At 63.9% G+C, this 23977-nt stretch carries 24 protein-coding genes, 1 pseudogene and 1 riboswitch; of the genes and pseudogenes, 14 read left to right on the top strand and 11 right to left on the bottom strand.

Going from position 1 to position 23977, the window contains the following annotated elements; translation table 11 throughout:
* From M653_RS1000000135435 to M653_RS0110095, 3 genes are all read right to left on the bottom strand, one after another.
* Nucleotides 1-185, bottom strand: a 185-nt coding sequence (locus M653_RS1000000135435; protein ID WP_280940098.1) for a TCP-1/cpn60 chaperonin family protein, incomplete at its 3' end; no start/stop codon positions are given.
* Nucleotides 186-251: 66 nt separating this feature from the next.
* Entirely contained in the window at nucleotides 252-548 is a 297-nt protein-coding gene (groES, locus tag M653_RS0110100; protein WP_027143246.1) for a co-chaperone GroES, read from the bottom strand.
* Nucleotides 549-712: 164 nt separating this feature from the next.
* Nucleotides 713-1510 (bottom strand): class I SAM-dependent methyltransferase, encoded by a 798-nt coding sequence (locus M653_RS0110095; protein WP_027143245.1) that lies wholly within the window; start codon nucleotides 1508-1510, stop codon nucleotides 713-715.
* Between the two features lie 88 nt (nucleotides 1511-1598).
* Here M653_RS0110095 and M653_RS0110090 point away from each other — a divergent pair, with 88 nt between their 5' ends.
* Nucleotides 1599-2450 (top strand): hypothetical protein, encoded by an 852-nt coding sequence (locus M653_RS0110090; RefSeq protein WP_027143244.1) that lies wholly within the window; start codon nucleotides 1599-1601, stop codon nucleotides 2448-2450.
* 17 nt (nucleotides 2451-2467) lie between these two features.
* Here M653_RS0110090 and M653_RS0110085 read toward each other — a convergent pair whose 3' ends face one another.
* Entirely contained in the window at nucleotides 2468-3094 is a 627-nt protein-coding gene (locus M653_RS0110085; RefSeq protein WP_027143243.1) for a TetR family transcriptional regulator, read from the bottom strand.
* A 120-nt stretch (nucleotides 3095-3214) separates the two neighbouring features.
* On the opposite strand from M653_RS0110085, the gene M653_RS0110080 reads away from it, so the two are divergent.
* The 4 genes from M653_RS0110080 (at nucleotide 3215) to M653_RS0110065 (ending at nucleotide 7854) form a co-directional block, all read left to right on the top strand.
* Complete coding sequence (locus M653_RS0110080; RefSeq protein WP_027143242.1) at nucleotides 3215-4402, top strand: MFS transporter; 1188 nt, start codon at nucleotides 3215-3217, stop codon at nucleotides 4400-4402.
* Nucleotides 4403-4407: 5 nt separating this feature from the next.
* Nucleotides 4408-5688: a D-arabinono-1,4-lactone oxidase gene (locus tag M653_RS0110075; RefSeq protein ID WP_027143241.1), complete on the top strand. Its 1281-nt coding sequence runs from the start codon at nucleotides 4408-4410 to the stop codon at nucleotides 5686-5688.
* Nucleotides 5685-6830, top strand: coding sequence for an alanine racemase (locus M653_RS0110070; RefSeq protein ID WP_027143240.1), 1146 nt, complete (start codon nucleotides 5685-5687; stop codon nucleotides 6828-6830). Before M653_RS0110075 ends, M653_RS0110070 begins: the two co-directional genes overlap by 4 nt.
* 73 nt (nucleotides 6831-6903) lie before the next feature.
* Entirely contained in the window at nucleotides 6904-7854 is a 951-nt protein-coding gene (locus M653_RS0110065) for a helix-turn-helix domain-containing GNAT family N-acetyltransferase (RefSeq protein WP_027143239.1), read from the top strand.
* 7 nt (nucleotides 7855-7861) lie between these two features.
* Here M653_RS0110065 and M653_RS0110060 read toward each other — a convergent pair whose 3' ends face one another.
* From M653_RS0110060 to M653_RS0110035, 6 genes are all read right to left on the bottom strand, one after another.
* Nucleotides 7862-8695: an AraC family transcriptional regulator gene (locus M653_RS0110060; RefSeq protein ID WP_027143238.1), complete on the bottom strand. Its 834-nt coding sequence runs from the start codon at nucleotides 8693-8695 to the stop codon at nucleotides 7862-7864.
* Nucleotides 8696-8881: 186 nt separating this feature from the next.
* Nucleotides 8882-9934 carry an ABC transporter permease gene (locus tag M653_RS0110055; protein WP_027143237.1) on the bottom strand — a complete coding sequence of 351 codons (1053 nt, stop codon included), beginning with the start codon at nucleotides 9932-9934 and terminating at the stop codon, nucleotides 8882-8884.
* Entirely contained in the window at nucleotides 9931-10728 is a 798-nt protein-coding gene (locus M653_RS0110050) for an ATP-binding cassette domain-containing protein (protein ID WP_027143236.1), read from the bottom strand. The genes M653_RS0110055 and M653_RS0110050 overlap by 4 nt, the downstream gene beginning before the upstream one ends.
* An 86-nt stretch (nucleotides 10729-10814) precedes the next feature.
* The gene (locus M653_RS0110045) at nucleotides 10815-11828 is read right to left on the bottom strand and encodes a substrate-binding domain-containing protein (protein ID WP_027143235.1); all 1014 of its coding nucleotides are present in this window, start codon (nucleotides 11826-11828) and stop codon (nucleotides 10815-10817) included.
* 97 nt (nucleotides 11829-11925) lie between these two features.
* Nucleotides 11926-12834, bottom strand: a complete 909-nt coding sequence (locus M653_RS0110040; protein WP_032935164.1) for a sugar phosphate isomerase/epimerase — start codon at nucleotides 12832-12834, stop codon at nucleotides 11926-11928.
* Nucleotides 12831-13862: a Gfo/Idh/MocA family oxidoreductase gene (locus M653_RS0110035; RefSeq protein WP_027143233.1), complete on the bottom strand. Its 1032-nt coding sequence runs from the start codon at nucleotides 13860-13862 to the stop codon at nucleotides 12831-12833. The genes M653_RS0110040 and M653_RS0110035 overlap by 4 nt, the downstream gene beginning before the upstream one ends.
* 194 nt (nucleotides 13863-14056) lie before the next feature.
* Here M653_RS0110035 and M653_RS0110030 point away from each other — a divergent pair, with 194 nt between their 5' ends.
* The 9 genes and pseudogenes from M653_RS0110030 to M653_RS0109985 all read left to right on the top strand — a co-directional run bounded on the left by M653_RS0110030 (nucleotide 14057) and on the right by M653_RS0109985 (nucleotide 23427).
* Entirely contained in the window at nucleotides 14057-15082 is a 1026-nt protein-coding gene (locus M653_RS0110030) for a LacI family DNA-binding transcriptional regulator (RefSeq protein WP_027143232.1), read from the top strand.
* A 63-nt stretch (nucleotides 15083-15145) separates the two neighbouring features.
* Nucleotides 15146-15353: riboswitch (cobalamin riboswitch) on the top strand.
* A gap of 124 nt (nucleotides 15354-15477) precedes the next feature.
* Nucleotides 15478-15855 carry a DUF1636 family protein gene (locus M653_RS0110025; RefSeq protein WP_032935162.1) on the top strand — a complete coding sequence of 126 codons (378 nt, stop codon included), beginning with the start codon at nucleotides 15478-15480 and terminating at the stop codon, nucleotides 15853-15855.
* Nucleotides 15852-16640 (top strand): ABC transporter ATP-binding protein, encoded by a 789-nt coding sequence (locus M653_RS0110020; RefSeq protein WP_027143230.1) that lies wholly within the window; start codon nucleotides 15852-15854, stop codon nucleotides 16638-16640. Before M653_RS0110025 ends, M653_RS0110020 begins: the two co-directional genes overlap by 4 nt.
* Nucleotides 16641-16686: 46 nt before the next feature.
* Nucleotides 16687-17634, top strand: a complete 948-nt coding sequence (locus M653_RS0110015; protein ID WP_027143229.1) for an ABC transporter substrate-binding protein — start codon at nucleotides 16687-16689, stop codon at nucleotides 17632-17634.
* A pseudogene (locus tag M653_RS1000000134350) lies at nucleotides 17634-18683 on the top strand (iron ABC transporter permease). Before M653_RS0110015 ends, M653_RS1000000134350 begins: the two are co-directional and overlap by 1 nt.
* Nucleotides 18684-18840: 157 nt before the next feature.
* On the top strand, nucleotides 18841-19320 hold the full coding sequence (locus M653_RS0110005) for a MarR family transcriptional regulator (RefSeq protein WP_027143228.1): 480 nt from the start codon (nucleotides 18841-18843) through the stop codon (nucleotides 19318-19320).
* Nucleotides 19317-20495 carry an HlyD family secretion protein gene (locus M653_RS0110000; RefSeq protein WP_027143227.1) on the top strand — a complete coding sequence of 393 codons (1179 nt, stop codon included), beginning with the start codon at nucleotides 19317-19319 and terminating at the stop codon, nucleotides 20493-20495. Before M653_RS0110005 ends, M653_RS0110000 begins: the two co-directional genes overlap by 4 nt.
* Nucleotides 20496-20801: 306 nt before the next feature.
* On the top strand, nucleotides 20802-22337 hold the full coding sequence (locus tag M653_RS0109990) for a DHA2 family efflux MFS transporter permease subunit (RefSeq protein WP_027143226.1): 1536 nt from the start codon (nucleotides 20802-20804) through the stop codon (nucleotides 22335-22337).
* A gap of 112 nt (nucleotides 22338-22449) precedes the next feature.
* Entirely contained in the window at nucleotides 22450-23427 is a 978-nt protein-coding gene (locus M653_RS0109985) for a 2OG-Fe(II) oxygenase family protein (RefSeq protein WP_027143225.1), read from the top strand.
* A 10-nt stretch (nucleotides 23428-23437) separates the two neighbouring features.
* Here M653_RS0109985 and M653_RS0109980 read toward each other — a convergent pair whose 3' ends face one another.
* Nucleotides 23438-23953, bottom strand: a complete 516-nt coding sequence (locus M653_RS0109980) for a CAP domain-containing protein (protein WP_032935160.1) — start codon at nucleotides 23951-23953, stop codon at nucleotides 23438-23440.
* Nucleotides 23954-23977: the final 24 nt, after the last annotated feature.

Raw genomic sequence — 23977 nt, 5'->3', positions numbered from 1 at the left:
AGTTCGATTTCCTTGGCGACGGTGACGCCGTCCTTGGTGATGCGCGGGGCGCCGAACGACTTGTCGATGACGACGTTGCGGCCCTTGGGGCCGAGCGTGACCTTCACCGCGTCGGCGAGGATGTTGACGCCGCGCAGCATGCGCTCGCGGGCGTCACGGGAGAATTTTACGTCTTTGGCTGACATGGTTAGCTCCTGGCAGGGCTCCAATCGAGCCCGAAAATGAGATTCAGGTGAGGGTAGGGCCGATGATCAGCCGATGATGCCCATGATGTCGGATTCCTTCATGATCAGAAGGTCTTCGCCATTGAGCTTGACTTCGGTGCCCGACCACTTGCCGAACAGNATGCGGTCGCCGGCCTTGACGTCCAGCGGNACCAGCTTGCCAGCTTCGTCNCNNGCGCCGGANCCGACGGCGATGATCTCGCCTTCCTGCGGCTTTTCCTTTGCCGTATCCGGGATGATGATCCCGCCGGCGGTCTTGGATTCGGATTCGACCCGGCGAACGACCACGCGGTCATGAAGCGGGCGGAACTTCGACTTTGCCATTTTTTCTTCCTCGAATGAGAACGGTGAGAGCAGTTCCTCCGTCCGGCGGCGCCGGACACGTGGTTAGCACTCACCAATGGCGAGTGCTAACGTGGCGCTGAAATAGGCCGCCGACCTGCGAGAGTCAAGGCACGCGGACGCCTCTTGGCACGATGGCGATGAACTTATCGAAGCCTGGCCGAACCGAGCACCAGAAGCGGGCAACGCTCCGCCAGGGGATAGCTGCCGCTTGGCACGACACGCACCTGGTCGAACCAGGCACCTGCCTCGTCCTCCAGCATGGCCAATGTCGCGAAACTGTACCTCGTTTCGGAGCCCGCATAGACGTCGATCGTGTCGATGGATGCCATGCTCCATCCCGTGCGTGCGGCAAGGGCTTCCCGATCCGGAAACAGCTCGTCGAATGCCGCACGGATTGCCTGCACACTGACGGTGTTGTCGCAGTCGTCGGTCGTGCACGCCATTGCGATCCGCCATTTGAGCGCGTGGAAATTCTCGACCCTGCCAGCCAGGACCAGAGCTTCGATGCCGCACAGGTCATCCGCTGCTTCCGGCCGTGCGAAAACGCGGATCGCCGCATGTCTGCCAGGCTTGAGCACCCTTGCGATTTCGCCGAACAGCGAACCGCGCGCGACTTTGGAATCGACGGCCGACAGGCATCCGTCGCCGACGACGGCGTCGAAACTTGCCCGCTCGACGGGCAGGTCAAGCCAGTTGCCGGCCATCGCCCTTCGCGAGACGCTGTCGCCGGCCCATACGCCGGAAATCATGGTTGCCGATTTATCGATCGCCAACATCGACCTGCCCAGGATTGCCAGTTCGGGGGTTACGCCGAGGAGGAGGACATCGGCGTTCCCGAGATCAAGTTCGCGATCGAATATGCCGACGGTTTCCGGAGTTGGCCGCAGCGGGGCGTCCAGAAGCTTCCAGTGCCGATAATAATTGTCCCAATGATTCGTCATTCAAACCCGTCGGAGCTCAGGAAAGTCTGGCATCGCCTGATTAGAGCCGCTTAATAGAAGCGGGCATGGAAGCCAAGGGGGAATAGCCGTGGCGCGGGTCACTGTCATAACGCATGAGCATGACCGGTTTCTTGGCAAGCGCAATCTTATGTTGCGCAGGGGCAGCCCCTATTTGCTTTTCGATGTTCTGGAGAACCTGAAAAGGCGCGGCCATTCGGTGCGGATTCAACAAGGCCTGTCGAAAACATACAATGCCGATATCGCGGCTCTGCATGTCGATGCAACGATAATGCCGGCAGACTATCTCTCTTATGCCAGGAGTTTCCCATTCTGCCTCAATGTAGGGGCGGGAGACATATCGAAACGACGGATCAGCGGAGCGCTGATAGGCGAGGGCGACACCTGGCAAGGCCCCGTCATCGTCAAGAGCAACCTCAACAATCGAGGCATTCCGGAGACGCTCCTCAATCGGCGATCAGCGCGTGCCGGCAAGTCGCTGCCTTTTCCGCATCTGCCGGCCCTGCGGTCCTATGAAGTCCATGGAACTCTCGGCGACGTTCCAGATGGCGTCTTCGACTGCGATGATCTCGTCGTGGAAAAGTTCATTCCGGAACGGGAGCGCGACGGCTTTGCCGTTCGTTTCTGGGTGTTTTGCGGAGAGCGCGAACGCTGCACCCGCTACGTCTCGCCCAACTGCCTGGTCAAGGCATCGGAAACGATCCGACGCGAACCTGTCCCGGTTCCCGACGAACTGCGCGAGCGGCGGCGTGAACTCGGCTTCGACTACGGGAAATTCGATTTCGTCATGCATGAAGGCAGGGCCATCCTCCTCGATGCCAACAAGACTCCCGGCCGTCCCCAAAATCTGGTGAAGATGTTCGCGGCCGGCGCTGCCGATCTGGCCGACGGTTTCGAAGGCCTCATCCGCCGGGCGAGATAGTCTCCGGTCGGCATTGGTTAGAGAAACAACCGCAACTGTGTGTGGATGATCGACCGGTAATCCTCGATCGTGCGCCGGCTTTCCGCTTCGCCCTGCGCAAGCGCCAGGCGCACGACGCCGCCGGCGAGCTGGAAGATCAGCAGGACCATGCGTTCGAACTGCTCGTGCTTTTCCGGCTCGAGCAAGGCGATGACATGGTCGCAGAACATCTTAGCCTGATGCCCGGTTTCGGCGATGTCGAGATTCTTGAGCGCCTTGTCGGCCTGGATGGCGTTCTGCAGATCCTGGATGGCCGGATCGCCGGCGACACGGCTGAGATAGTCGTCAAGCAGCCGGTCTGCCGCGGCGAGGACATCAGGCGCTTCACGGACATCGGCGATAATCGCCGCCAGGCGCGCCCGGCTGACCTCGGAAAACCGCTCATAGAGCATAGCCAGGATCGCCGACTTGTTGGGGAAGTAGTGATAGACGGTGGCGATCGGCCCGCCCGCCAGCATGCCGACCTCCTTCATGGTGACGGCGTCGATACCCTTCTCGCCGATCAGCCGCATGGTCGTCGACAGGATGGCGTCGATGCGCTCGCGGCTGCGCTCCTGCTTGGGCCTGCGCCTGGGCTCGGTGGCCGTTCGACTTGCTTCCGTCATGCACCGATCTTTCGCACGGGCCAAATTCCGATTGACAAGAAATATGATCAAGTATCAGGTTCTGAATGCTGACAGAGTGTCAGCTTTTCTGCCGCGCGGCAAGGACGTTGGGAGGCGCCTTTGACTTCGACAAGCACCGGTCTTCAGGGCGATGCCGACTGGCTGGTTGGCAATCCGACCGGCGGGCAGCTTGCCTCGGCCTTGTGGATCGGGTCGGTCGGCCTGCTCATTCTCGGCCTGCAGCCCGTCCTGCTCGGCGCCCTTTACACCGAGGGCCATGTCAGCGGCGACGAACTGGCACTGGTCGCCACCGCCGAGATGATCGCCATCGCGATCGGCTCGGCGATCGTCGCGATGCTGCTTTCCGCCCGCAATATGCGCTGGAAAAGCGCGGTCCTCCTGCTGCTGCTGGCCGTGGCGAATGTCTGGACGGCCTATGCCGCCGGGGCCAACACGCTGATGGCGGCGCGCGCGCTGGCCGGTCTTGCCGAAGGCGGCCTTGTCGCGGTCGCCACCGAACTGATCGCCCGTTCGCGGCGCGCCGAACGCATCGGCGGCTATTTCGTCACCATGCAGACGCTGGCGCAATGCGCTCTTGCCCTGCTGCTGGCGCTCTATGTCATCCCCGCCGCCGGATCGGCGGGTGGCTTCCTCGTTCTCGCGATCGTCTGCGTCCTGTCGCTCGTCGTCGCCTTTATTGTCCCCGCCGACTATGCCGACCTGCCGAAGGAAGAGAACCTCGCCAATGTGCTGACGGTTCCTTCGGTCACCGCGCTCCTGTCGGTCTTCTGCTACTTCATGTTCTTCGGTGCCGTCTGGGCCTTTCTGGAGCCGCTCGGCGCCCAATTCGGCATCGATGGCCGCACCGTCGGCCTGATCGTCTCGGCCAGCCTCGCGGCGCAGGTTCTGGGCGCGATGACGGCGACCGTGTTCGAGGCGCGCATCGATTATCGCGTTGCCATCGTGGCGATCGGCATCGTCGCGCTAGTCGCCTCACTCGTGCTTGCCAGCGGACCTGGCCTCACGACATTCTGGGTCGCCGCCCTGGTCATGGGTTTTATCCTGCTCTTCATCGTGCCCTACCAGATCCGGCTGGCGATCACCGCCGACGAGACACGCACCGCCGTGCTGCTGGTACCGGCCGCCCAGCTTTTCGGCCTGGCGATCGGGCCGGTCGCGGCGTCGCTGCTCATCGCCGGCAAGGATTTTCGCCCGGTTCCGGAATTCGCCGCCGCAAGCGCTGTCGCCAGCGTGGCGCTGCTCGGTCTGTTTGTCCTCGTGGCGCGGCGTCGCCGGGTTGTTGCGTGAGCACCATGTCGAACAGCTGGAGCAACTGGTCGGGCTTTGTCACCGCCGAGCCGCGGCTGCTTGCCAGCCCCGCCGACCCCGGCGAACTCTGCGATCTCATTCGCACCGCACCCGGCCCGGTCCGCGTCGTCGGCGCCGGTCACTCCTTCACGCCGCTGGTGAAATCGCAAGGCACCATCCTGTCGCTGGAGAAGCTGCAAGGGCTGGTCTCGCATGATGCGAAAAAACATCAGGCGCGCGTGCGGGCAGGGACGCGGCTTGGTTCGCTCATGCACATCCTGCAAGGCATCGGCCAGGGCCTGCCCAACATGGGCGACATCGACCGCCAGGCCCTAGGCGGCGCGCTGGGCACGGCTACCCATGGCTCGGGGCCGACGCTCGGTGCCTATCACACGCAGCTGGAAACGGTGCAGATCGTCGACGGGCTTGGCAAGGTCCGCGAATTCAAGCGGGAAGGGGATCAGGAGACGATCCATGCCATCGGCGTGGCCCTCGGTGCCTTCGGTGTGCTCAGCGAAGTGACGCTGAACAACATCGCGAGCTACCGGCTGCGCCGCCGCAAATGGGTGCTGCCGATCGTCGACATGCTGCGCGATTTCGAGACGATGATGGCCGCGCATCGTTCGGCTGAATTCTATTACATTCCCTTCTCCGGCTACGCCCAGTTCATCGCCAGTGACTTCAGCGCCGAAGCCACGACGGTGCGCCCGACCGACGATGATGAGGGCTCGTTGCGCACGCTGCGTCGCTTGCGCACCGGGCTTGCCTGGCTGCCGGCGCTGCGCCGCCGGCTGATCCTCGGCGCCGTCGCCAAGGTGCCGGCCGAGGATTATGTGCAGGACTGGCTCAACGTCTATGCCAGCGACCGGCAGACCAGGTTCAACGAAATGGAATATCACCTTCCCTTCGAGGAGGGGCCGAAGGCGCTGGCCGAGATCATCGAACTGACCGAGAAGCATTTTCCGGAAGTCTATTTCCCGATGGAGGTGCGGTCGGTGGCATCAGACGAATTCTGGCTCTCGCCTTTTCACAAAAGGCTCACCTGTTCCATCGCCATCCACCATGACGCGGCGAACGATCCGCTGCCGTTCATGCGTGCGGCCGAGCCGATCTTCCGCAGATATGGCGGCAGGCCGCACTGGGGCAAGATGCACAGCCTGAAAGCGGCCGACCTGAAAAAGCTCTATCCGCGCTGGGACGATGCCATGGCGGTGCGCCGCGACATCGATCCCCAGAACCGTTTCGTCTCGCCCTACATGGCCGGCTTGTTCGGCATCGGACAATGAAGGCTTATTTCGCCACGCTTTCGGATGCGCTGAAGCAGGCGGGCATCTTCCAACCCTGCCTGCTGCTCGACCTCGACCTGCTGGATGGCAACATCGCCCTGGTGAAGGAGAGGCTTGATGCCAGCCTTGCCGTACGGCTGGTCGACAAGTCGCTCGCTTGCCTGCCGCTGCTCTCCCATGTCGGCAAGGCGCTTGGAACCCAACGCTTCATGACCTTCCATCCGCCGATCAGCGAGGCGGTGCTGAGCGCGTTTCCGGATGCGGATATGCTGTACGGCAAGCCGATGCCGGTTGGCGCGGCAAGGGCGGCGCTTTCCAGAGGCGATGCAGTCTGGTCGCGAGTATCTTGGCTGATCGACACACAGGAGAGACTGGCTGAGTATGGCGCGCTCGCTGACGAACTCGGCGTCGAGCTGCGCATTGCTTTCGAAATCGATGTCGGACTGCATCGCGGCGGCTTTGCCGAACCGGAGGCTCTGTCGCGGGCGCTTAAGGCGCTGCCGGCCCACAAAGGGCTGCGCTGCGAAGGCGTCATGGCCTATGAGGCGCATGCGCCGCACATACCCGCCCTGTTCGGCGGGCCGGCCAAGGCGTTGGCGCAAGCCTCGCAACGGGCCGCCGCTTTCATCGCGCGCCTCGGTATGAACCAGCGCCACATCTTGAACATCGGTGGCAGCAAGACCGCGCTGCTTCATCATGGCGGCGCTGCCAATGAAGTGTCGATCGGGTCGGCCTTCGTGCTGCCCGGCGATTTCGACACGCCAGGCCTCGATGGCTTCCGGCCGGCGGCCTTCATCGCGACGCCGATCCTGAAAGTGGTCGAGCCAATGCTGCCCGGCCCACCGGCGGTCTCGCGTCTGCTCCAGGCGCTCGGCCGGTTTTCGCCCAAGGGCTGCTATCTCTATGGCGGCAAATGGATGGCCGAACCGGTGTTTCCCGAAGGCCTGACGACGAACGGCCTGCTTGGCCTGTCCTCCAACCAGCAATTCATGGGCTTGCCCGCCGCGGCCGCCGTCAGGCCGGGCGACTACGCGTTCCTGCGACCGACGCAGAGCGAAGCCGTGCTGCAGCAGCTCGGGCCGATCGCGGTGCTTTCCGGTGGCAGGATCGTCGACCGCTGGCCGGTGCTGCCGATGATGTAAGTGTCCGTGCCATCTCCTGATATTTGACTTAGTCAAGTAAATGTTTGATCCTGTGCCAGCAGGAGATGACTCGATGACAATCCACCATCAACCCGACAAGGCTGCACCCAGCAAGGACCTGATCGATGCGGTGCGGGCCTTCAACCGCTTCTATACCCGTCAGATCGGACTGCTCGACGAAGGGCTGCTGAAGAGCGCCTTCTCGCTGACCGAGGCGCGCGTGCTCTACGAGTTGGCGCATCGTGACGGACTGACCGCGACCGACCTCGGGCGCGATCTTGGCCTCGACGCCGGCTATGTCAGCCGTTTGCTGAAGAAGTTCGAGCGGCTTCATCTCATCTCCAGGGTCACCCTGGTTTCGGACGCGCGGCAATCGTCGATCGCGCTGACGCCGGCGGGCAGGAACGCGTTCGCACCGCTGAACAAGGATTCGCACGACCAGGTCGCAGCGCTGCTCGATCGGCTGCCCGCGTCGGAGCAGGACCGGCTGGTCAATTCCATGCGCACGGTGCAGCGTCTGCTGGATGACAGTGGCGAGCCGAAAATCCCGTATCTGCTACGGCCGTTGCAGGTCGGCGACATTGGCTGGATCACCCGCCGGCAAGGGATGCTCTACGCGCAGGACTATGGCTGGGACGAAACCTATGAGGCGCTGGTCGCCGAAATCCTCGCGAATTTCGTAAAATCCTTCGATCCGAAATGGGAGCGAGGCTGGATCGCCGAGCGGGAAGGCGAGGTCGTCGGCTCGGTCTTCGTCGTGCGCAAGTCGGACCAGGTGGCCAAGCTGCGGCTGCTCTATGTCGAACCTTCGGCGCGCGGCCTCGGCATCGGCAAGCGCCTGGTCGACGAGTGCATCGGCTTTGCCCACGCCAGGGGATACAAGACGCTGACCCTATGGACCAACGACATTTTGACCGCGGCCCGGCACATCTATCAGGCGGCCGGTTTCAAGCTGATCGAGGAAGAGCCTCACCATTCCTTCGGCAAGGATCTGGTTGGACAGAACTGGGATCTGGAACTGTAGCGGCGCGTCATGCCTTGACCGGCACCCAGATCTCCAGCCCGCCATTACCTGTGCGTGCGTCGAATTCGGGCCCATAGCGCTCGAATTCCGGCGCGTCGGCGATTTCGTGGCCGGAGGCCGGCAGCCAGCTGTTCCAGATCGTGTTGATCGTACGCCGGATGGTCGAGATGTGCTCGCGATGGGTGAAAACGGCGTATTTCCGCGCCGGAACCCGCACCCGGTAGAATTCCTTCGGCAGATCCGCGAAGTCGCGCACTTCGACGCCGACGACATAGTCGAAATTGCCGGCATCGTCACCATTGAGGCAGACACCATAGAAAACGCCGGCGACTTCGCCGGGTATGTTGCCGATGTAAGGGCTGAAACGCTGCCACTGCATCGGAATGCCGGCGCTCGATTCGCAGCTGTAGCGCTCGCCGAAGCCGGCGATGAGGAAGGGGCGGCTGGTCTCGAAGCGCGGTGGTTCGAGGCTGGCGAGCAGGGTGTGGTCCATCAGGATAGGCTCCACGAGATCAAGGGTCTTGGTCGAACCTTGCGCGCGCACCAGTTCCGGCGTGGTGCCGAACTGGTCGCGGAAGGCACGGGTGAAAGCCTCATGCGAGTTGTAGCCGGCGTCGAGCGCGACGCACAGGATGTCGGGCGCCCCGCCGGCGAGCCTGCGCGCCGCCTCGGTCAGCCGGCGCGAGCGCATGTAACCCATGACAGAGCGGCCAGTGGCGGCGCCGAAGGCGCGCGTCACATGAAAGCGCGACACGCCGCTGCTTTGGGCGACGTCGTCGAGCGTAACAGCTTCCGGCAGATGGCTTTCGACAAACCATAGCGCTTTCTCGGTCGGGTTCATGGGTTCCTCGCATGTGGCGTCCTCACTCTGGCGCCTCGTTGCCCGGCCAGTTTGATCGAAATTGCGCATGGCGCAAATGGGCGATCGGACCGCGCGGTCCCATCCGCGCGGCCTGTCGTCTATTGGTGGCTCGGATGGGCCGAAAATTGCCGTTGAAGGGCCGCCTGGTTCAAATGGCCGATTGGTTCAGCGGTAGCGCGCCTGGTTCCATTTGTGGCCAAGCAGCGAAAGGATGATGATCAGCCCGTTGAAGAACTGGACGTAGAAGCCGCTCAGGCCAGCCGCCACGACGCCGGTTTGGATAAACGACACCGTGACGGCGCCGATCGCGCCGCCGGCCACGGTGCCGATGCCACCCCAGGTAGGCGTGCCGCCGACGAACACCGAGGCCAGCACCGGCAAGAGATAACCGTCGCCGGCGGTTGGCCACCAGGTGAAGTTGATCATTACGGAGAACGTGCCGGCGATCGCGGCCCCGATGCCGACGAAGACGAACACTTTCACCCGCACGCGCTTGACGTCGATGCCCATCTGCTGGGCACTGTCGGGATTGTCACCGACCACCTTCACCTGCGCGCCGAAGCGGTGGCGGTTGTAGAGCATCGCCGACAGCACGACGAAGGCGATGGCCCAGAAGATCTGCACCGGAATGCCCATGAACTGGCTGGAGAAGATCCTGTAGGCCCAGCTGTCGGCAAGGCTGGTCAGCGAAGTCGATCTGCCCTCATTGATGATCTGGATCAGTCCGCGCAGCAGGAAATTCATGCCAAGCGTGGCGATCAGCGACGACAGCCCGCCATACACTACCAGCGACCCGACGAGGAAGCCGAGCAGCGTGCCGGTGACCAGCGCTGCCGCAATGCCGAGGAACGGATCGTAGCCGGCCTGCACCACCAGCGCGAAGACCCAGGAGGCAAAACCCATCGTCGCGGGAAACGACAGGTCGATTTCGCCGCAGGTGACGACGAAGACCAGCGGCACGACCACGAACAGCGCCACGGGAAGCGTGGTGAGCACGGCGCTGTAGAGATACCAGGTTGTGAAGACCGTCGGGTTGGCGATCATGAAGACCGCCATCATGACGATGAACACGGCGAGCGTGCCAAGCGACGCCCGATTGTCGAGGACGAAGCCGCGCAGCCAATGATCGGACGGGTGCTTCCACTCGTTTTGGGAACTGCCTTGGCGGGAAATGCCGGCCGACGGCTCGTGCAGATCGGGCTCCATGGTCTTGCTCATCGTGCTCTCTGCTCCGCGTCGCCGGTGTCGTGCAGTCCGGCCAACCCGCCCGGATGCGCGACGTCTTCCATGAAGTTGATGAGGTCTTCGGCCGACTTGATCTCGCTGCGGTCGGCCGTCAGCGCCATCTTGCCGCGGTCGAGCACCACGAAACGGTCGGCGATGTCGAAAACGTGGTGGATGTTATGGCCGATGAACAGGATCGAGCGGCCGCTCGCCCGCACCTGGCGCACGAAGTGGAAGACCTTGGCGGTCTCGGTCAGCGACAGCGCCGTCGTCGGCTCGTCGAGGACGATCAATTCCGCCTGCTTGTAGATGGCGCGCGCGATCGCCACGCCCTGGCGCTCGCCGCCCGACAGCTGGCCGACGATCGAGTGCGGCGTGAATACTTTCGAGGTGAAGCCGATCTCGCGCATCAGCCGACTCGCCTCCTCGATTTCCTTGCTGACCTTCAGCCAACCGAGAAAACCGGTGAGTTCACGGCCCATGAAGATGTTGCGCACGATCGTCTGCTGCACGGCCAGCGCCCGGTCCTGGAACACCGTCTCGATGCCGGCCTCTCGCGAACGTGCCGCATTCCATCCGGTCACCGGCTTGCCGCGGATGAGAATCTCCCCGCTCGTCGGCTTGACCACGCCGGATAGGATCTTGATCAGCGTCGACTTGCCGGCGCCGTTGTCGCCGATGAGGCCGACCACCTCGCCGCGGTCGACGCTGAGATTGACCCCGCCAAGTGCATAGACGTGGCCGTAGGACTTAGCGATGTTGCGCAGTTCTATGAGACGTTCTGCCATCGGATCCTCGCTTGATTGTCTCGCACCGGCCTTCTCGCCAGCGGTCCCGCCGGCCGGGGCCTGATCCCGGCCGGCGGCTTGGGAGGTCAGCGCAGCGCCTGCTTGGCGAGTTCTGCGACGATCTCGTAATTTTCGGGCGTGACGAAACCGGCGCCGGTGTCAACGTTCATCGGCGCCAGACCCAGCACCACTTGCTGGCACAGGCTGAGGATCGGCAGATAGCCCTGCAGGAATGGCTGCTGGTCGGCCGTCAGCTGCACCCAGCCGCCCTTGAACCCCTCGACGATCTGCGGGCTGGTGTCGAAACCGAAGTTGAAGATATCGCCAGGCTTGCGGCCCGCCGCCTGCATGTAGGTGGGGACATTGCCGAGCATCTGTCCGCCGGGATAGCCCACCGCCTTGATATCCGGGTGATTGAGAAGCGCCGCCGTGATCACCGGAATGGCGAGGTTGGGGTCGGAAGCCCATTCGCCGCTTGGCGGCGAGGACAGCTGGATGACCTCGACGCCCGCTTCCTTCAGCGCCGCCACGGTGCCGCGCTCACGCGCGCCGCGGTTCTCGTTCTCGAACGGGCCGATCATGATTGCCTTGTCGCCGGCCTTGAGCTTGCCGAGCTTGAACGCTTCGGCGCCGAGCGCGCGGCCCTGCTGTTCCTGCTGCGCGCCGACATAGCCGCCACCGAACGCCGCCGTCACCTTCGGCACCGGGACGTTCTGGTACATCATCTTGATGCCGTCCTTATGCGCCTCTTCGGCGAGCGGCATGATCGCGGCGTCGCCCGGATGGCCCATCATGGCGATGCCCTGGGGCTTGACCGCGACCGCTTCGCGCAATTGCTGTACCATCTTCTCCGCGTCCCACTGGGAGAAGATGTAGTCGACCTTGGGCCCGAGATCGGCCGCGGCCTGCTTGGCGCCATTGTAGACGATGGTGCCGAAGGCGTCGCCCTCGGCGCCGCCGACGAAGAAGCGGATGTGGACGTCCTTGCACCATTGGCCGTCGAGCGCCTGCGCCGGCAAGGTGGAGATTGCGGCGGCAAGCGCCGTGGCCGCCGCAACCACGGTCGTCCGCAGAAGTGTCGTTCTGATCGCGATGCTCATGCACGTTCCTCCCATTGTTTCCCTCGTCAGCCGAGGGGCCTTTGAACGATTGCTTTGGCAGTACCACTTGCGGCCGGCTCCTCCCGCCGACCGGTCCTCACGCCGGATTTGGCAGGTAGCTCGCACCTCCCCGGCATAGCTTGAGATACTCCAGCGCGCGTGCCTGCCCCGTGATCTCGAGGTCGCCGCGATAGACCGGGTCGTGCCAGCCTTCGATGTCGATCGCGCCCTTGTAGCCGGCCAGCCGCAATTCGCTGATCACCCGCGTCCAGTCGCTGTCGCCGAAGCCTGGCGTGCGCATCTGTACGAACGGCAGACGGCCGAACACGCCGTGCTCGCGAATGACGTCCCAGCGCACCGTCGCGTCCTTGCCATGGACGTGGAAGATGCGCGGCGCCCATTTGCGGATCTGCGGCATCGGATCGATCAGATACACGAGCTGGTGGCAAGGCTCCCATTCGAGGCCGAGATTGTCGTCAGGCAACTCGTTGAACATCAGCTCCCAGGCGTCCGGATTGTGGGCGATGTTCCAGTCACCAGCAGCCCAGTTGCCGTCCATCGCACAGTTCTCGAAGGCGATGCGAACGCCCTTGTCGGCGGCGCGCCTGGCCAGCGGCCCCCACACCTCGCGAAAGCGCGGCAGGCTGTCTGTCAGCGGCTTGCCGCGGAGCCGGCCGGTAAAGCCGCAGACCATCGAGGCGCCGAACAAATGCGCATTGTCGATGACCGTCTCCCAGGCCTGGAGCACGCCACGGTCGACATCGCCGCCCTCCAGCGGATTGCCGAACACGCCGAGCGACGACACCGTGACATCGGCATCGCCGATCGCCTCGCGGATCTGGCCCGCCAGCCGGGGCAGGTCCTTGCCGCCCAGTGTCTGCCAGAAGAAGGGCTGGATGCTCTCGAAGCCGAGCGGCAGGATTGCCTTGATATAGGCGGCCGGGTCGTCGAGGTTGGCCCGCACCATGGTGCCGATCCTGATGTCGAGGAGCGGGTTTGGCATCATTGTGCTTCCTTTGCGATCATCACGCGGCGTCCGGTTTCGGCGCTCTCGATGGCGCCAAAGACCATGGCCAGGCTCTTGATGTTGTCGGCGCCGCGCGTTTCCGGCTCGGTGCCGGTCTCGATGGCGCGCATGAAATCCCTGATGATACCGAGATGGCCGTCGACGCGGTCGGCGGGATCGAGCGCCGGCACCTCGATTGGCTGAATTTTGTCGAACATGCCGTCGCGGCCCGGCACCACCGCTTCCGCCTTCAACCCTTCATGGCCGTCCCAGATCAGGCTGCCGCGCTCGGCGACGATGCGCCAGCTGCCCTCCCAACTGGTGCGGAAGCCGGCCGCGCACCAGCTGCCCGCATAGGTGAAAACCTTGCCGCCGCCGAGATCGAAGACCGCACTGGCCGACGAGCCCTGTCGGTACCAGGAATTAGCCGGTTCCCATTCCTGGCAATGGACGCCGGCCGGCTCGCCATTGACCATGTAACGGGCGGCGTCGAATGTGTGGATCGCCATGTCGAGCAGCAGCACATGGGCCATCTCCTCGCGAAAGCCGCCGAAATGCGGTGCGACGAAAAAGTCGGCGTGGATGCTGGTCGCGGCACCGATGGCGCCGGAGTCCAGAAATCTCCGGATGCGCCTGACATTGGCGACATAGCGGCGGTTTTGAACGACGGCATGGATGCGCCCGGTCTGGCGGGCGGCCTCGACGATGGCGCGGGCATTCTCCGGGCTATCGGCGAGCGGCTTTTCCGTCAGCAGATGGCAATGATGGGCAAAGGCGGAAAACGCAACGTCGCGCCGGGCGGCGGGAACCACCACATCGAAGACCGCTTGCGGTCGGGCCTGGTCGAGCACGGCGTCGAGACTGGTGCCGATGACGGCACCACCAAGGTCGTATTCGCGAGCCCTGGCCTTCGCCCTGTCAGCATCGAGATCGACAAGGCCGACAATGGCGAGCCCGTCGATTTGCCGCGCGGCATCGAGCCAGGCCTTGCTCATCGCTCCGCAGCCGACCAGAACGGCGTCGATCATCCAGCGCTCCTCCTCTCGGCCCCTCCAGGCCGATCGTCCCGGCGTTCACTGCGTCACCGTAAACGTTTTTCCGTAAACGTTTACGAGAACACACCCGAAGGCGTAGAATGTCAATCGGCCGCCCATGAAAATCGTCGTTGCGCCTTGGCCCGGGCGGCCACCGGTGCTAGCCAAGCAAGGGGGAGAACAGTCACTTGACGTTCAGCATTCACGACCTTGCCCGTCACCTGAACATTTCGATCGGCACGGTGTCGCGTGCCCTCAACGGCCGCGCCGACGTAAATGCCGACACGCGCCAGCGCGTTCTCGAGGCGGCCCGGGCTCTCAACTATTCGCCGAACCAGTCCGGTCGCAGTCTCAGGCAAGGCGCTACCCACTCGATCGCCTTCATGCTGCAGCCGCATCCGGGCGACCAGGAATACGGCGAGCCTTTCTTCATTCCGTTCCTGACTGGATTGCAGGGCCGGCTCGCCGAAAGCGGGCTGGATCTCATCGTGGTGATGGGCGCGCCGGGCGACTATCAGCAGGAGCGCCTGCGGCGTGTCGTCGAGACCCGCCGTGCCGACGCGGTTGTGCTGGCTTGGACGCGGCGCGAGGACGAGCGCATCGACTATCTGACCCAGGCCGGCTTCCCCTTCGCCACGCTCGGCCGCAGCCGCTCCGGCGGCAAGACCTACCCCTCGCTCGATCTCGATTTCGAAAAAGCAGGCGCCGACGCGGTCGATCGGCTGGTGGCGCGCGGCCATCGCCGGATCGCCGCCATCCGCCCGTCGCTCGATCTGAATTTCGGCTATCTGTTCCTCGACGGCTACCGCAAGGCCTTGCGCCGGCATGGCATCGCCGTCGATCCCGGCCTGATTGCCGGCGGCTTCATCAACGAGGCCGGTGGCTACGAAGTGACACCGCAGGTGATGCGGCGCAAGGACCCGCCGACCGCCATCATCTTCAACAATGACGCAATGGCGCTTGGGGGCTGCAAGGCGCTGGCCGAGATGGGCATCAAGCCGGGTCACGACATGGCGGTGACCGTCATCGTCGATACGCCGCTCTGCCGCTACTTCTCGCCGGCGCTGACTGCTTTCCGCCCGGCGCTGCAGCCGATGGGACGGCGGCTCGCCGAAATGCTGCTGGCGTCGCTGCCGGCTTTTGCGGGGGCCGCCGGGCCAGAGACCATCAGGGAGGTCTGGCCGCTGGAACTGATCGCCCGCGACAGCGATTGACCATTTGTTGGTTCTGTTATAACAAAACAAACAAACTGCCTTGCCTCGCCACCGCGCGCGGCCTAGGCTGCGACTCGTGATGGTCCCCGAGCCGAAAGGCGAGGGGTGAAAAGGGAACGCGGGAGATCCGATTTTGGGTCGAGGCCGCGGCTGCCCCCGCAACTGTAAGCGGCGAGCAAGATCCGGAACGCCACTGGCCGGCAAGGCTGGGAAGGCAGGATTGCGCACAGACCCGTGAGCCAGGAGACCTGCCATCACCGAGTTGACCGGACGGGGTGTGCCGGGAGGAAACGTGGACATCGGTCTTGTCGGCCGGTCGACCAACATCCTTCCGTCGCCAGTTTGAAAGTGACGGGAAGTTGGACGGCGCAATCGATCGTATTCACCCCGGGCCCATGCACCAGATCATCGTGTGCACCCTTTGCCGCGACGTGCCGACCGGCGTCAGGTCGGGCGAAGGTTTGTGCACCGAGTTGCGCTCCCGCCTCTCGGCCCAGCCTGACGTGGCGCTTGGTTTCACGGTCGAGAGCGTGGCTTGCATGGCGGGTTGCGCGCGTCCCCTGGTGGTGGCTTTCCAGGCGCCTGGCAAGGCCGCCTATCTCTTCGGGTCGGTCGATGCGCAGGCCGACGCTGCCGATCTCGTGCGGTTTGCCAGGCTTTACGCCTCGCTTCCCGACGGCTGGTGCAATTCCGGACAACGGCCGCCGCGCCTGGCCGGCAAGACGCTGGCTCGCATCCCGAGACCCGGCAAGCTGGTGGATGGCAATCGGTGACAGCGCCACTTCTCGATGCGCGCGACTTGGGCGCGGTGGCGAATGGCCGGCATCTGGTCCATGCGGTCAGCCTGTCGGTGACGTCAGGCGACCGCCTCGCCATCATTGGCCCCAACGGCGCCGGCAAGACCACGCTGCTGCGCATGTTGTCCGGCATGCTCAGGCCAAGCTCGGGGGAGGTGAAGCTTGGCGGGCGACGCCTGGACAGGATTTCACCCGCCGAGCGGGCCCTGCATATAGCCGTCGTGGGCCAGACAGACCAGCCGGACCCACGGCTGGCGGTGATCGATTATGTCGAGCTTGGCCGCGTCCCGCATGCCGGCCTGAGGCGCCGCGGCGAGGAACGCGACATTGTCGTGGATGCGCTGCGGCGGACCGGCCTGTTGCCGCTGCTCGGCCGGACTATCGGCTCGCTGTCTGGTGGCGAACGCCAACGCGCCCAGCTTGCACGCGCCGTCGCGCAGAAGCCCAAAATCCTGTTCCTCGACGAGCCGACCAACCACCTCGATCCGCGCGCCCGCGCGGAACTGCTCGAACTGGTGGCCGGCTTCGGCATGACCGTGATCGCGGTGCTGCACGATCTGACGCTGGTGGCACCCTTCGCCACCAAAGTGGCGGCGATGAACGAGGCCCGGCTGCATGCGCTGGCGCCGCCGCACGAGGCGCTGACGCAACAGCTTATCCGCGAGATTTTCGGCATCGACGTGTTTCGCCTGCGCCATCCCACCGAGGACCGCGAACTGACGGTGTTCGAGCTTCCGAACCGCGCCGCACCGCCGTCCTGACCAAATCCATCCTTATCCGGCACGGTTCAACCAAGGAGCAAAGTCCGTGAAACGCCTCGCCCTGTCCATCGTCTTCTCGTTGCTGGCCTCGACGGCCTTTGCCTTCCCCGTGACCGTCGACAGCTGCGGCAAGCCGCTGACCTTCGACGCGCCGCCAAAGCGCGCCGTCATCCATGATCTCAACATGGCCGAGATGGTCTTCGCGCTGAAGCTGCAGCCATCGATTGTCGGCCTGACCGGTATCACCGGATGGTATAAAGTCGGCCCCGACTTCAAGGCAGAGCAGGGTTCCATTCCCGAACTGGCACCGAAATATCCGACGCTGGAGAATCTCCTCGCCGTCGAGCCCGACTTCTTCTTCGCCGGCTGGTACTACGGCATGAAGCCTGGCGGCGACGTGACCCCCGACACGCTCGCTCCGCACGGCATCAAGACGCTGGTGCTGACCGAAAGCTGCGTCCATCTCGACAGGAGCCGCCCGGCCGCCTCCATGGACCTGCTCTATGGCGACATCGAAAAGCTGGGCAAGATCTTCGGCAAGGAAGCAGAAGCGGAGAAGCTTGTCTCCGGCTGGAAGGCGCAACTCGCCGATATCATCGCCAGGGTCGGCAGCGCCAAGGGAACACGCGTGTTCCTTTACGATTCCGGCGAGGACAAGCCGTTCACCGCGGGAAAGTTCGCCATCCCCAGCGCCATGATATCGGCAGCCGGCGGCGACAACATCATGGCCGACATGGATAAGAGCTGGGGCAACACGGACTGGGAGACGGTGGCGGCGCGCAATCCGCAATTCCTCATCCTGCTCGATTATCAGGACGGCGGCGGTTACAGGAAACTGCTCGATTTCCTGAAGGCGCACCCGGCGATGAAAGAGACGGACGCGGTCAGGAACGAGCGTTTCGTGGCGCTTCGCTACGCCGAGCTGACGCCAGGACCGGCGAACATCGACGCCATCGGCAAGATCGCCAGGGCGATGCATCCGGAAGCGTTCTGATGGCTCTCGCCCGGGAGCACAAATCCGGCGCGCTTTCAGGGCACAAGGGCTTCACGCTGGCCATGACGGCGGGCGCGGTGGCGCTCGTCGCGCTGGCGCTGCTGTCGATCGCCTACGGTTCGACGCTGATACCTCTAGCCGATGTCGTCGCCGCCCTTGGCCGTTCCATCGGGCTGGATGAACCTCAGATATCGGGTCCGGTCGGCAGGATCGTCGTCGACCTGCGGCTGCCGCGCACGATCTTGGCGATCTGTGTCGGCGGCGGGCTGGGCATCGTCGGCGCGCTTTTGCAGACGGTGACCCGCAACGACCTTGCCGACCCCTTCCTGTTCGGCCTGTCGTCGGGAGCCGCTGCCGGCGCGGTTTCCGTCATCACCGTCCTCGGCGACAGTTTCGGCATCTGGACCTTGCCTGTGGCTGCGTTCACCGGCGGCATACTCGCCGCTTCCATCGTGCTTTTGCTGGTGGCGCGGGTGAGGGGGCAAGGTCCGGAGCGGCTGATCCTCGCCGGCCTTGCCGTCTCCTTCATGTTCACGGCCTTGACCAATTAGCTGGTTTTTGCCGGCGACCAGCGCGCGGCCCATTCGGTGCTGTTCTGGACCATGGGCGGGCTCGGGCTGGCGCGCTGGGACAATGTGTGGCTGGGTGCGGTGGGTGCTGGCACGATCGCGGCCTACGGGCTGTGGAACCACCGCAAGCTGGACGCTTTCCTGGCCGGCGAAAGCGCTGCCGAAAGCCTCGGCGTGCCGGTGGCCCGCATGCGCAGGACGACATTTCTTGTGGCCGCCTTCTCGACGGCAATCCTCGTCTCGGTCGCCGGTGTCATCGGCTTTGTCGGATTGATGATCCCACATCTGTCGCGGCCGCTGGCCGGTTCCCTGCATCTGCGCCTGATCGCAAGCTGCGCGCTGTTCGGGGCGGTGCTCCTGCTGGCAAGCGATCTTCTGGCCCGGACCCTGCTGCCGCCGCAGGAACTGCCGATCGGCATCATCACCAGCTCGCTCGGCGCATTCTTCGTCGTCACCATGATTGTCCGAAACCGCCTTTGAAGACGGCGCCTTGTTGCCTTCCGGGCGTTGTTGCGCACGGGCACGCGTTCACCTCTCGCTAACCAGGATCGGGTTGCAAGCCTGCCATGCGCATTTTGCCACCTTCATCGCGATCTGGCATCTTGAATAGTAAGCACGCTTATTATATATATCGCTCATGGTTTCAGATGGCATCGACAGATTGGGATTTTTGATCCACGACGTGCAGCGCCTGATGCGCAAGCGCTTTGAGGCGCGCGCCAGCGGGCTCGGCCTCTCTTCGGCGCAATGGCGGCTTCTGGTCCGCGTTGCCAAGGAGGCGGGCGTTGCACAGGCGCGGCTCGCCGAACTGCTCGAAATCGAGCCGATCAGCGTCTCACGCCTGGTCGACCGGATGGAGGAGGGCGGCTGGATCGAACGCCGCTCCGACGCGGCGGACCGGCGCGTGCGCATGATCTTCCCAACCGAGAAGGCGAACGCGGCCTATGCGGACGTCAAGAGCCTTGCTGGCGAAGTCTATGAGGAATCGCTCAGCGGCGTTTCCCCGGAAGACCGGCGCGTCCTGATCCGGGCGCTGGATGTAATGGTACAAAATCTGACGGACAGCGAAGCTTCGTCGCTTGAAAAGATCAAGAGTGCGGAAGGTGCGACAGCATGAACGCGGTAGCTAAAGTAGAAGAAAACGCTCCCAAGGTGGAGATGGAAGCGCCGGCCCAGCCGGCTGCCGCCCCTGTCGCGGTCGCTCCTCTCGTGCAGCCGGCGCCGGCGCCGAAGAAGAAGCGCCGCATTGGTCGCTTCTTCTTGATGTTCGCCTTGCCGGCGGCATTGATCGTCGGCGGCGGCTATGTCTGGGTGACGGGCGGGCGCTACCAGGAAACGGAAAACGCCAATCTGCAGCAGGCCAAGGTGTCGATCGCCTCCGACACGGCTGGTCGTATCGTCCAGGTCGCCATATCGGACAATCAGACGGTGAAGCAGGGCGATCTCCTGTTCGCCATCGACCCCGAGCCCTACCGCATCGCGCTTGCCCAGGCCGATGCCGCTGTGGCTGCCGCGCGCCTCAATGTCGAGCAGTTGCGCGCCGCCTACGGCCAGGCGATGGCGCAGGAGAAATCCGCCAGCAGCGAAGTTGCCTATGCGCAGTCGCAATATGACCGCGCCGCCGATCTTGCCCAGAAAGGGATCAACGCCAAGTCTTCGCTGGACGAAGCCAGGAATGATCTCGACAAGGCCAAGCAGCAGCTTGCCGTTGCCGAACAGGGTATCGTCAGCGCCAAGGCGGCGCTTGGCGGCAATCCCGACATTGAGACAGACAAGCATCCGACCGTGATGTCGGCACTCGCCGCGCGCGACAAGGCTGCCTATGACCTGGCGCAGACCACGGTGAAGGCGCCTGCCGATGGTCTTGTCTATCAAGCCGCGTCCTTCAAGGTCGGCCAGTATGTCGGCTCCGGCACACCGTTGTTTGCGCTGGTCGAGACCGGCGACAGCTGGATCGACGCCAATTTCAAGGAAACCCAACTGACCAACATGAAGCCGGGTCAGAAGGCGGAGATCGTGGTCGATACCTATCCGGGCAGGACCTTCGAGGCGACCGTCAAGGCCATCGGTGCCGGCACCGGCGCGGACTTCTCGCTGCTGCCGGCCCAGAACGCCACGGGCAACTGGGTCAAGGTCACCCAGCGTATTCCGGTACGCCTGGAACTGACCGATCCCGATGCCAAGATGGCGCTGCGTACCGGCATGAGCGCCTCCGTCACCGTCGACACCGGCGTGGCACGTGGCTGGCCGTCGATCTTCGGTCACGCCACGGCCGGCGAGCCCGCGCAGTAAGTCAGCGGAAGCCCGCGGGGACCAGGCGGGTGGGAGCGAGTTGCAGGATTGGACTGATGGGAGGGGTGGGAAGGATCAGCGTTTGGGCAGAGCCGCGTCGCGGCCAAGCCGAAGCTGAAATCTTCGACACGGACCCGTCGGTCCTCAGGTTTCCGGGCGGCATGCATCCGCTCATCAGAGACTTTCAGTCGATGTAACCCCCACATCGATAATCGCGTCCCACCGCGATGAAGGCCTCTCAACGGCAGGCTTTGCCGCCCGGAAACCCGTTGTACATGTTTCAGTACCTTCTGGAAGTTCTACGCCATGAGCACGTCCGAACCATTCAAAGAAGTGCCGCATCGTGGCTTGATCACCGTCGCGCTCATGCTGGCGACGATCATGCAGGCGCTCGACACCACGATCGCCAACGTCGCGCTGCCGACCATGACCGGCGACCTCGGCGCCTCGCCCGACAACATCAACTGGGTGCTGACCTCCTACATCGTCGCCGCCGCCATCATGACGCCCGTCACCGGCTGGCTCGCCGACCGTTTCGGCCGCAAGGAACTGTTCCTGACGGCGGTGGTCGGCTTCACCATCTTCTCGATGTTGTGCGGCCTGGCGTGGAGCCTGGAAACGATCGTGCTTTTCCGGCTGATGCAAGGTGTGTTCGGCGCCGCGATCGTGCCGCTGTCGCAGACTTTCCTGCTCGACATCAATCCCAAGGAACGCCATGGCCAGGCGATGGCCATATGGGGCGCCGGCATCATGCTGGGACCGATCCTCGGCCCCACGCTTGGCGGCTGGCTGACCGAGAATTTCAACTGGCGCTGGGTGTTCTTCATCAACCTGCCGGTCGGCATCCTCGCCTTTCTTGGCATGGCCGCCTATCTGCCGGCCGTTGCCCGGCGGGTGCGCAGCTTCGATTTCTTCGGCTTTGCCATGATATCGCTCGGCGTTGGCGCCCTGCAGCTGATGCTCGATCGCGGTGGCGAGGTCGACTGGTTTTCCTCGGTCGAGATCTGGATCGAGCTTGGCCTTTCGATCACCGGCTTCTGGGTGTTCATCATTCACACCGTGACGTCGGAACATCCCTTCATCGATCCGAAGATTTTCCTCGATCGCAATTTCGTCACGGGGCTGGCGTTCATCTTCGTCATGGGCGTGCTGATCCTGGCCTCGATGTCGCTGCTGCCGCCGATGCTGTCGACAATCTTCGGCTATCCGACAGTCACCATCGGCATCGTCATCGGGCCGCGCGGCGTCGGCACCATGATTTCCATGCTCGTCGTCGGGCGCATCATGGGCAAGATCGATGCCAGGATCCTCGTCGTCATCGGTTTCCTCCTGACCGCGCATTCGCTCTACACCATGGCCAGTTTCTCGCCGCAGATGGATAACTGGCTGATCATCAGCTCCGGCGTGATCCAGGGCCTGGGCATGGGAATGGTGTTCGTGCCGCTGTCGACGGTTGCCTTCGCCACGCTCGACGCCCGTTACCGCACCGATGCAACCTCGTTGTTCAGCTTGGTGCGCAACCTTGGCTCGTCGATCGGTGTGTCGGTCGTGACGGTGCTGCTGGTGCGCAACACGCAGGTCAATCATGCCGAGCTCTCAGCCTTCATCAACCCGTTCAATCCCAATCTCTGGGCGGTCTCGCCGGCCGCCGCCGGCGGCGATCCGACGGCGCTGTCGCAGGTCGACCGCATGGTCAATCTCCAGGCGATGATGATCTCCTACGTCAACGACTTCAAAATCCTGATGGTGATGACCCTGGTCGCCATCCCGTTCGTCTTCCTGCTGCGCAAGCCGAAGACGGCGCCGGCCGGCGGCGGCGCGCCTGCCGCCCATATGGACTAGGCCGACGGCAGGCCTGCTGTCGATATGGACTACACTGCCGCATCGGTTGGTCCTAGCCGGTTGCCGGGCAAGCCGGCATCGTTTCGCAAGTTGACGGACGAGTGCAAAGACGATGCAGAACCCGACATTTCCGGTATTCGATCTCGGGCAATTCGAGAAAGCGAGCCCTGAGGAGAAGGCCGCGCGCGGCGCCGAGGTCGATCGCATCTGCCGCGGTACGGGTTTCCTGGCGGTCAAGAACCACGGCATTTCGCAGGCGGTGATCGACGCCGCCTGGTCGAAGGCCCGCGCCTTCTTCGACCTGCCGCCGGAACAGAAGCAGCGCTCCAAGGCGCCCTATAAGGGCTATCCCTACGGCTATCTCGGCCCCGAACTCGAAGCGCTGGCCAAGTCCCGTAACGTCGACACGCCGCCGGACCTCAAGGAGAGCTTCAACGGCGGACCGCTCAGTGTGCCACCGGGCATGTCTGATCCCGAGGCACTCGCCTTCTGCTATGCCGAGACGATCTGGCCTGAAGCACCGGACGGTTTCATCCATGCCTGGAAAGCCTACTACGCCGCACTGGAGGATTTGGCGCTGCGCATCATGCGCGTCTTCGCCACTGCGCTCGGCTTGCCGGAGACTTATTTCGACACTTATCTCGATGCGCCGATCAGCGCGCTGAGGGCGCTCAATTATCCCGAACAGCATGTCGCGCCGAAGCCCGGCCAGATCCGAGCCGGCGCCCACACGGACTATGGCAGCCTGACCATTCTGCTGCCGCAGGCCGGGTCGCGCGGCCTTCAGATCGTCACGCCGGACGGAGAATGGACGGAGGTGCCGCCGATCGCGGGAGCCTTCGTCATCAACATCGGCGACCTGATGGCGCGATGGACCAATGACCGCTGGGTGTCCACCGTGCATCGTGTCGTCAATCCAGCAGCGGGCGGCCGGGACAGGCGCCAGTCCATGGCCTTCTTCCACCAGCCGAACTGGGATGCCGAGATCAAGGTGCTGGATGCCTGCCTTGCAGACGGCGAGCCGCCGAAATACGGCCCGGTGCGCTCCGGTCCCTACCTGATGGCGAAATTCAAGGCGACGACGAAATAGGCTGGAGCCCTTATTTCCCGAGCACCAGCGACCAGTAGCGCAGGTTGGGGTCGCGGCCGTCACGGACATAGGCAAGCCCGAAGCGGCTGAAGTCCGGATCGAGCATGTTGCGCCGGTGTCCCTGCGAATGCATCCAGATATCGAACAGCTTCTGTTGGTCGAAGCGGCCGGCCGCGATGTTCTCGGCCGCCGCACCGTGTACGCCATTGTCCTTCATGCGCGAGGCGAAATCCTTGCCCCAGCCGGTCGTGTGGCTCATGTTTTCACGCCGCGCCATGTAGCCGGCCTGCTGCAGTGCTGCTTGCTCCAGCTGTGTATCGGGGACCAGCGGTCCGAGCCCAGCCGTGACACGCAGGCTCGCCAGCGTGCCGGTTGCCGAGGAGGAAACCCCGGCGCCTTGCCCGGTCGGCAGCGAGACGGTGCTGCAGGCGGCAAGCCCGAGCAATGCCGCGAGGCCGGCTGTCTTGAGCCAGGTGCGCCTATTCGGGTTCGCGATCCGCTCGCTTTTGAGTCTTGAAGTGGTCATGCCTGCCTGAGATAGTCGCGATCA

Origin of the sequence: Mesorhizobium sp. WSM3626, assembly GCF_000513935.1 — a bacterium.
In the GTDB taxonomy this organism is placed as follows: domain Bacteria; phylum Pseudomonadota; class Alphaproteobacteria; order Rhizobiales; family Rhizobiaceae; genus Mesorhizobium; species Mesorhizobium salmacidum.
This window is presented reverse-complemented; position numbering and strand designations above follow the sequence as displayed.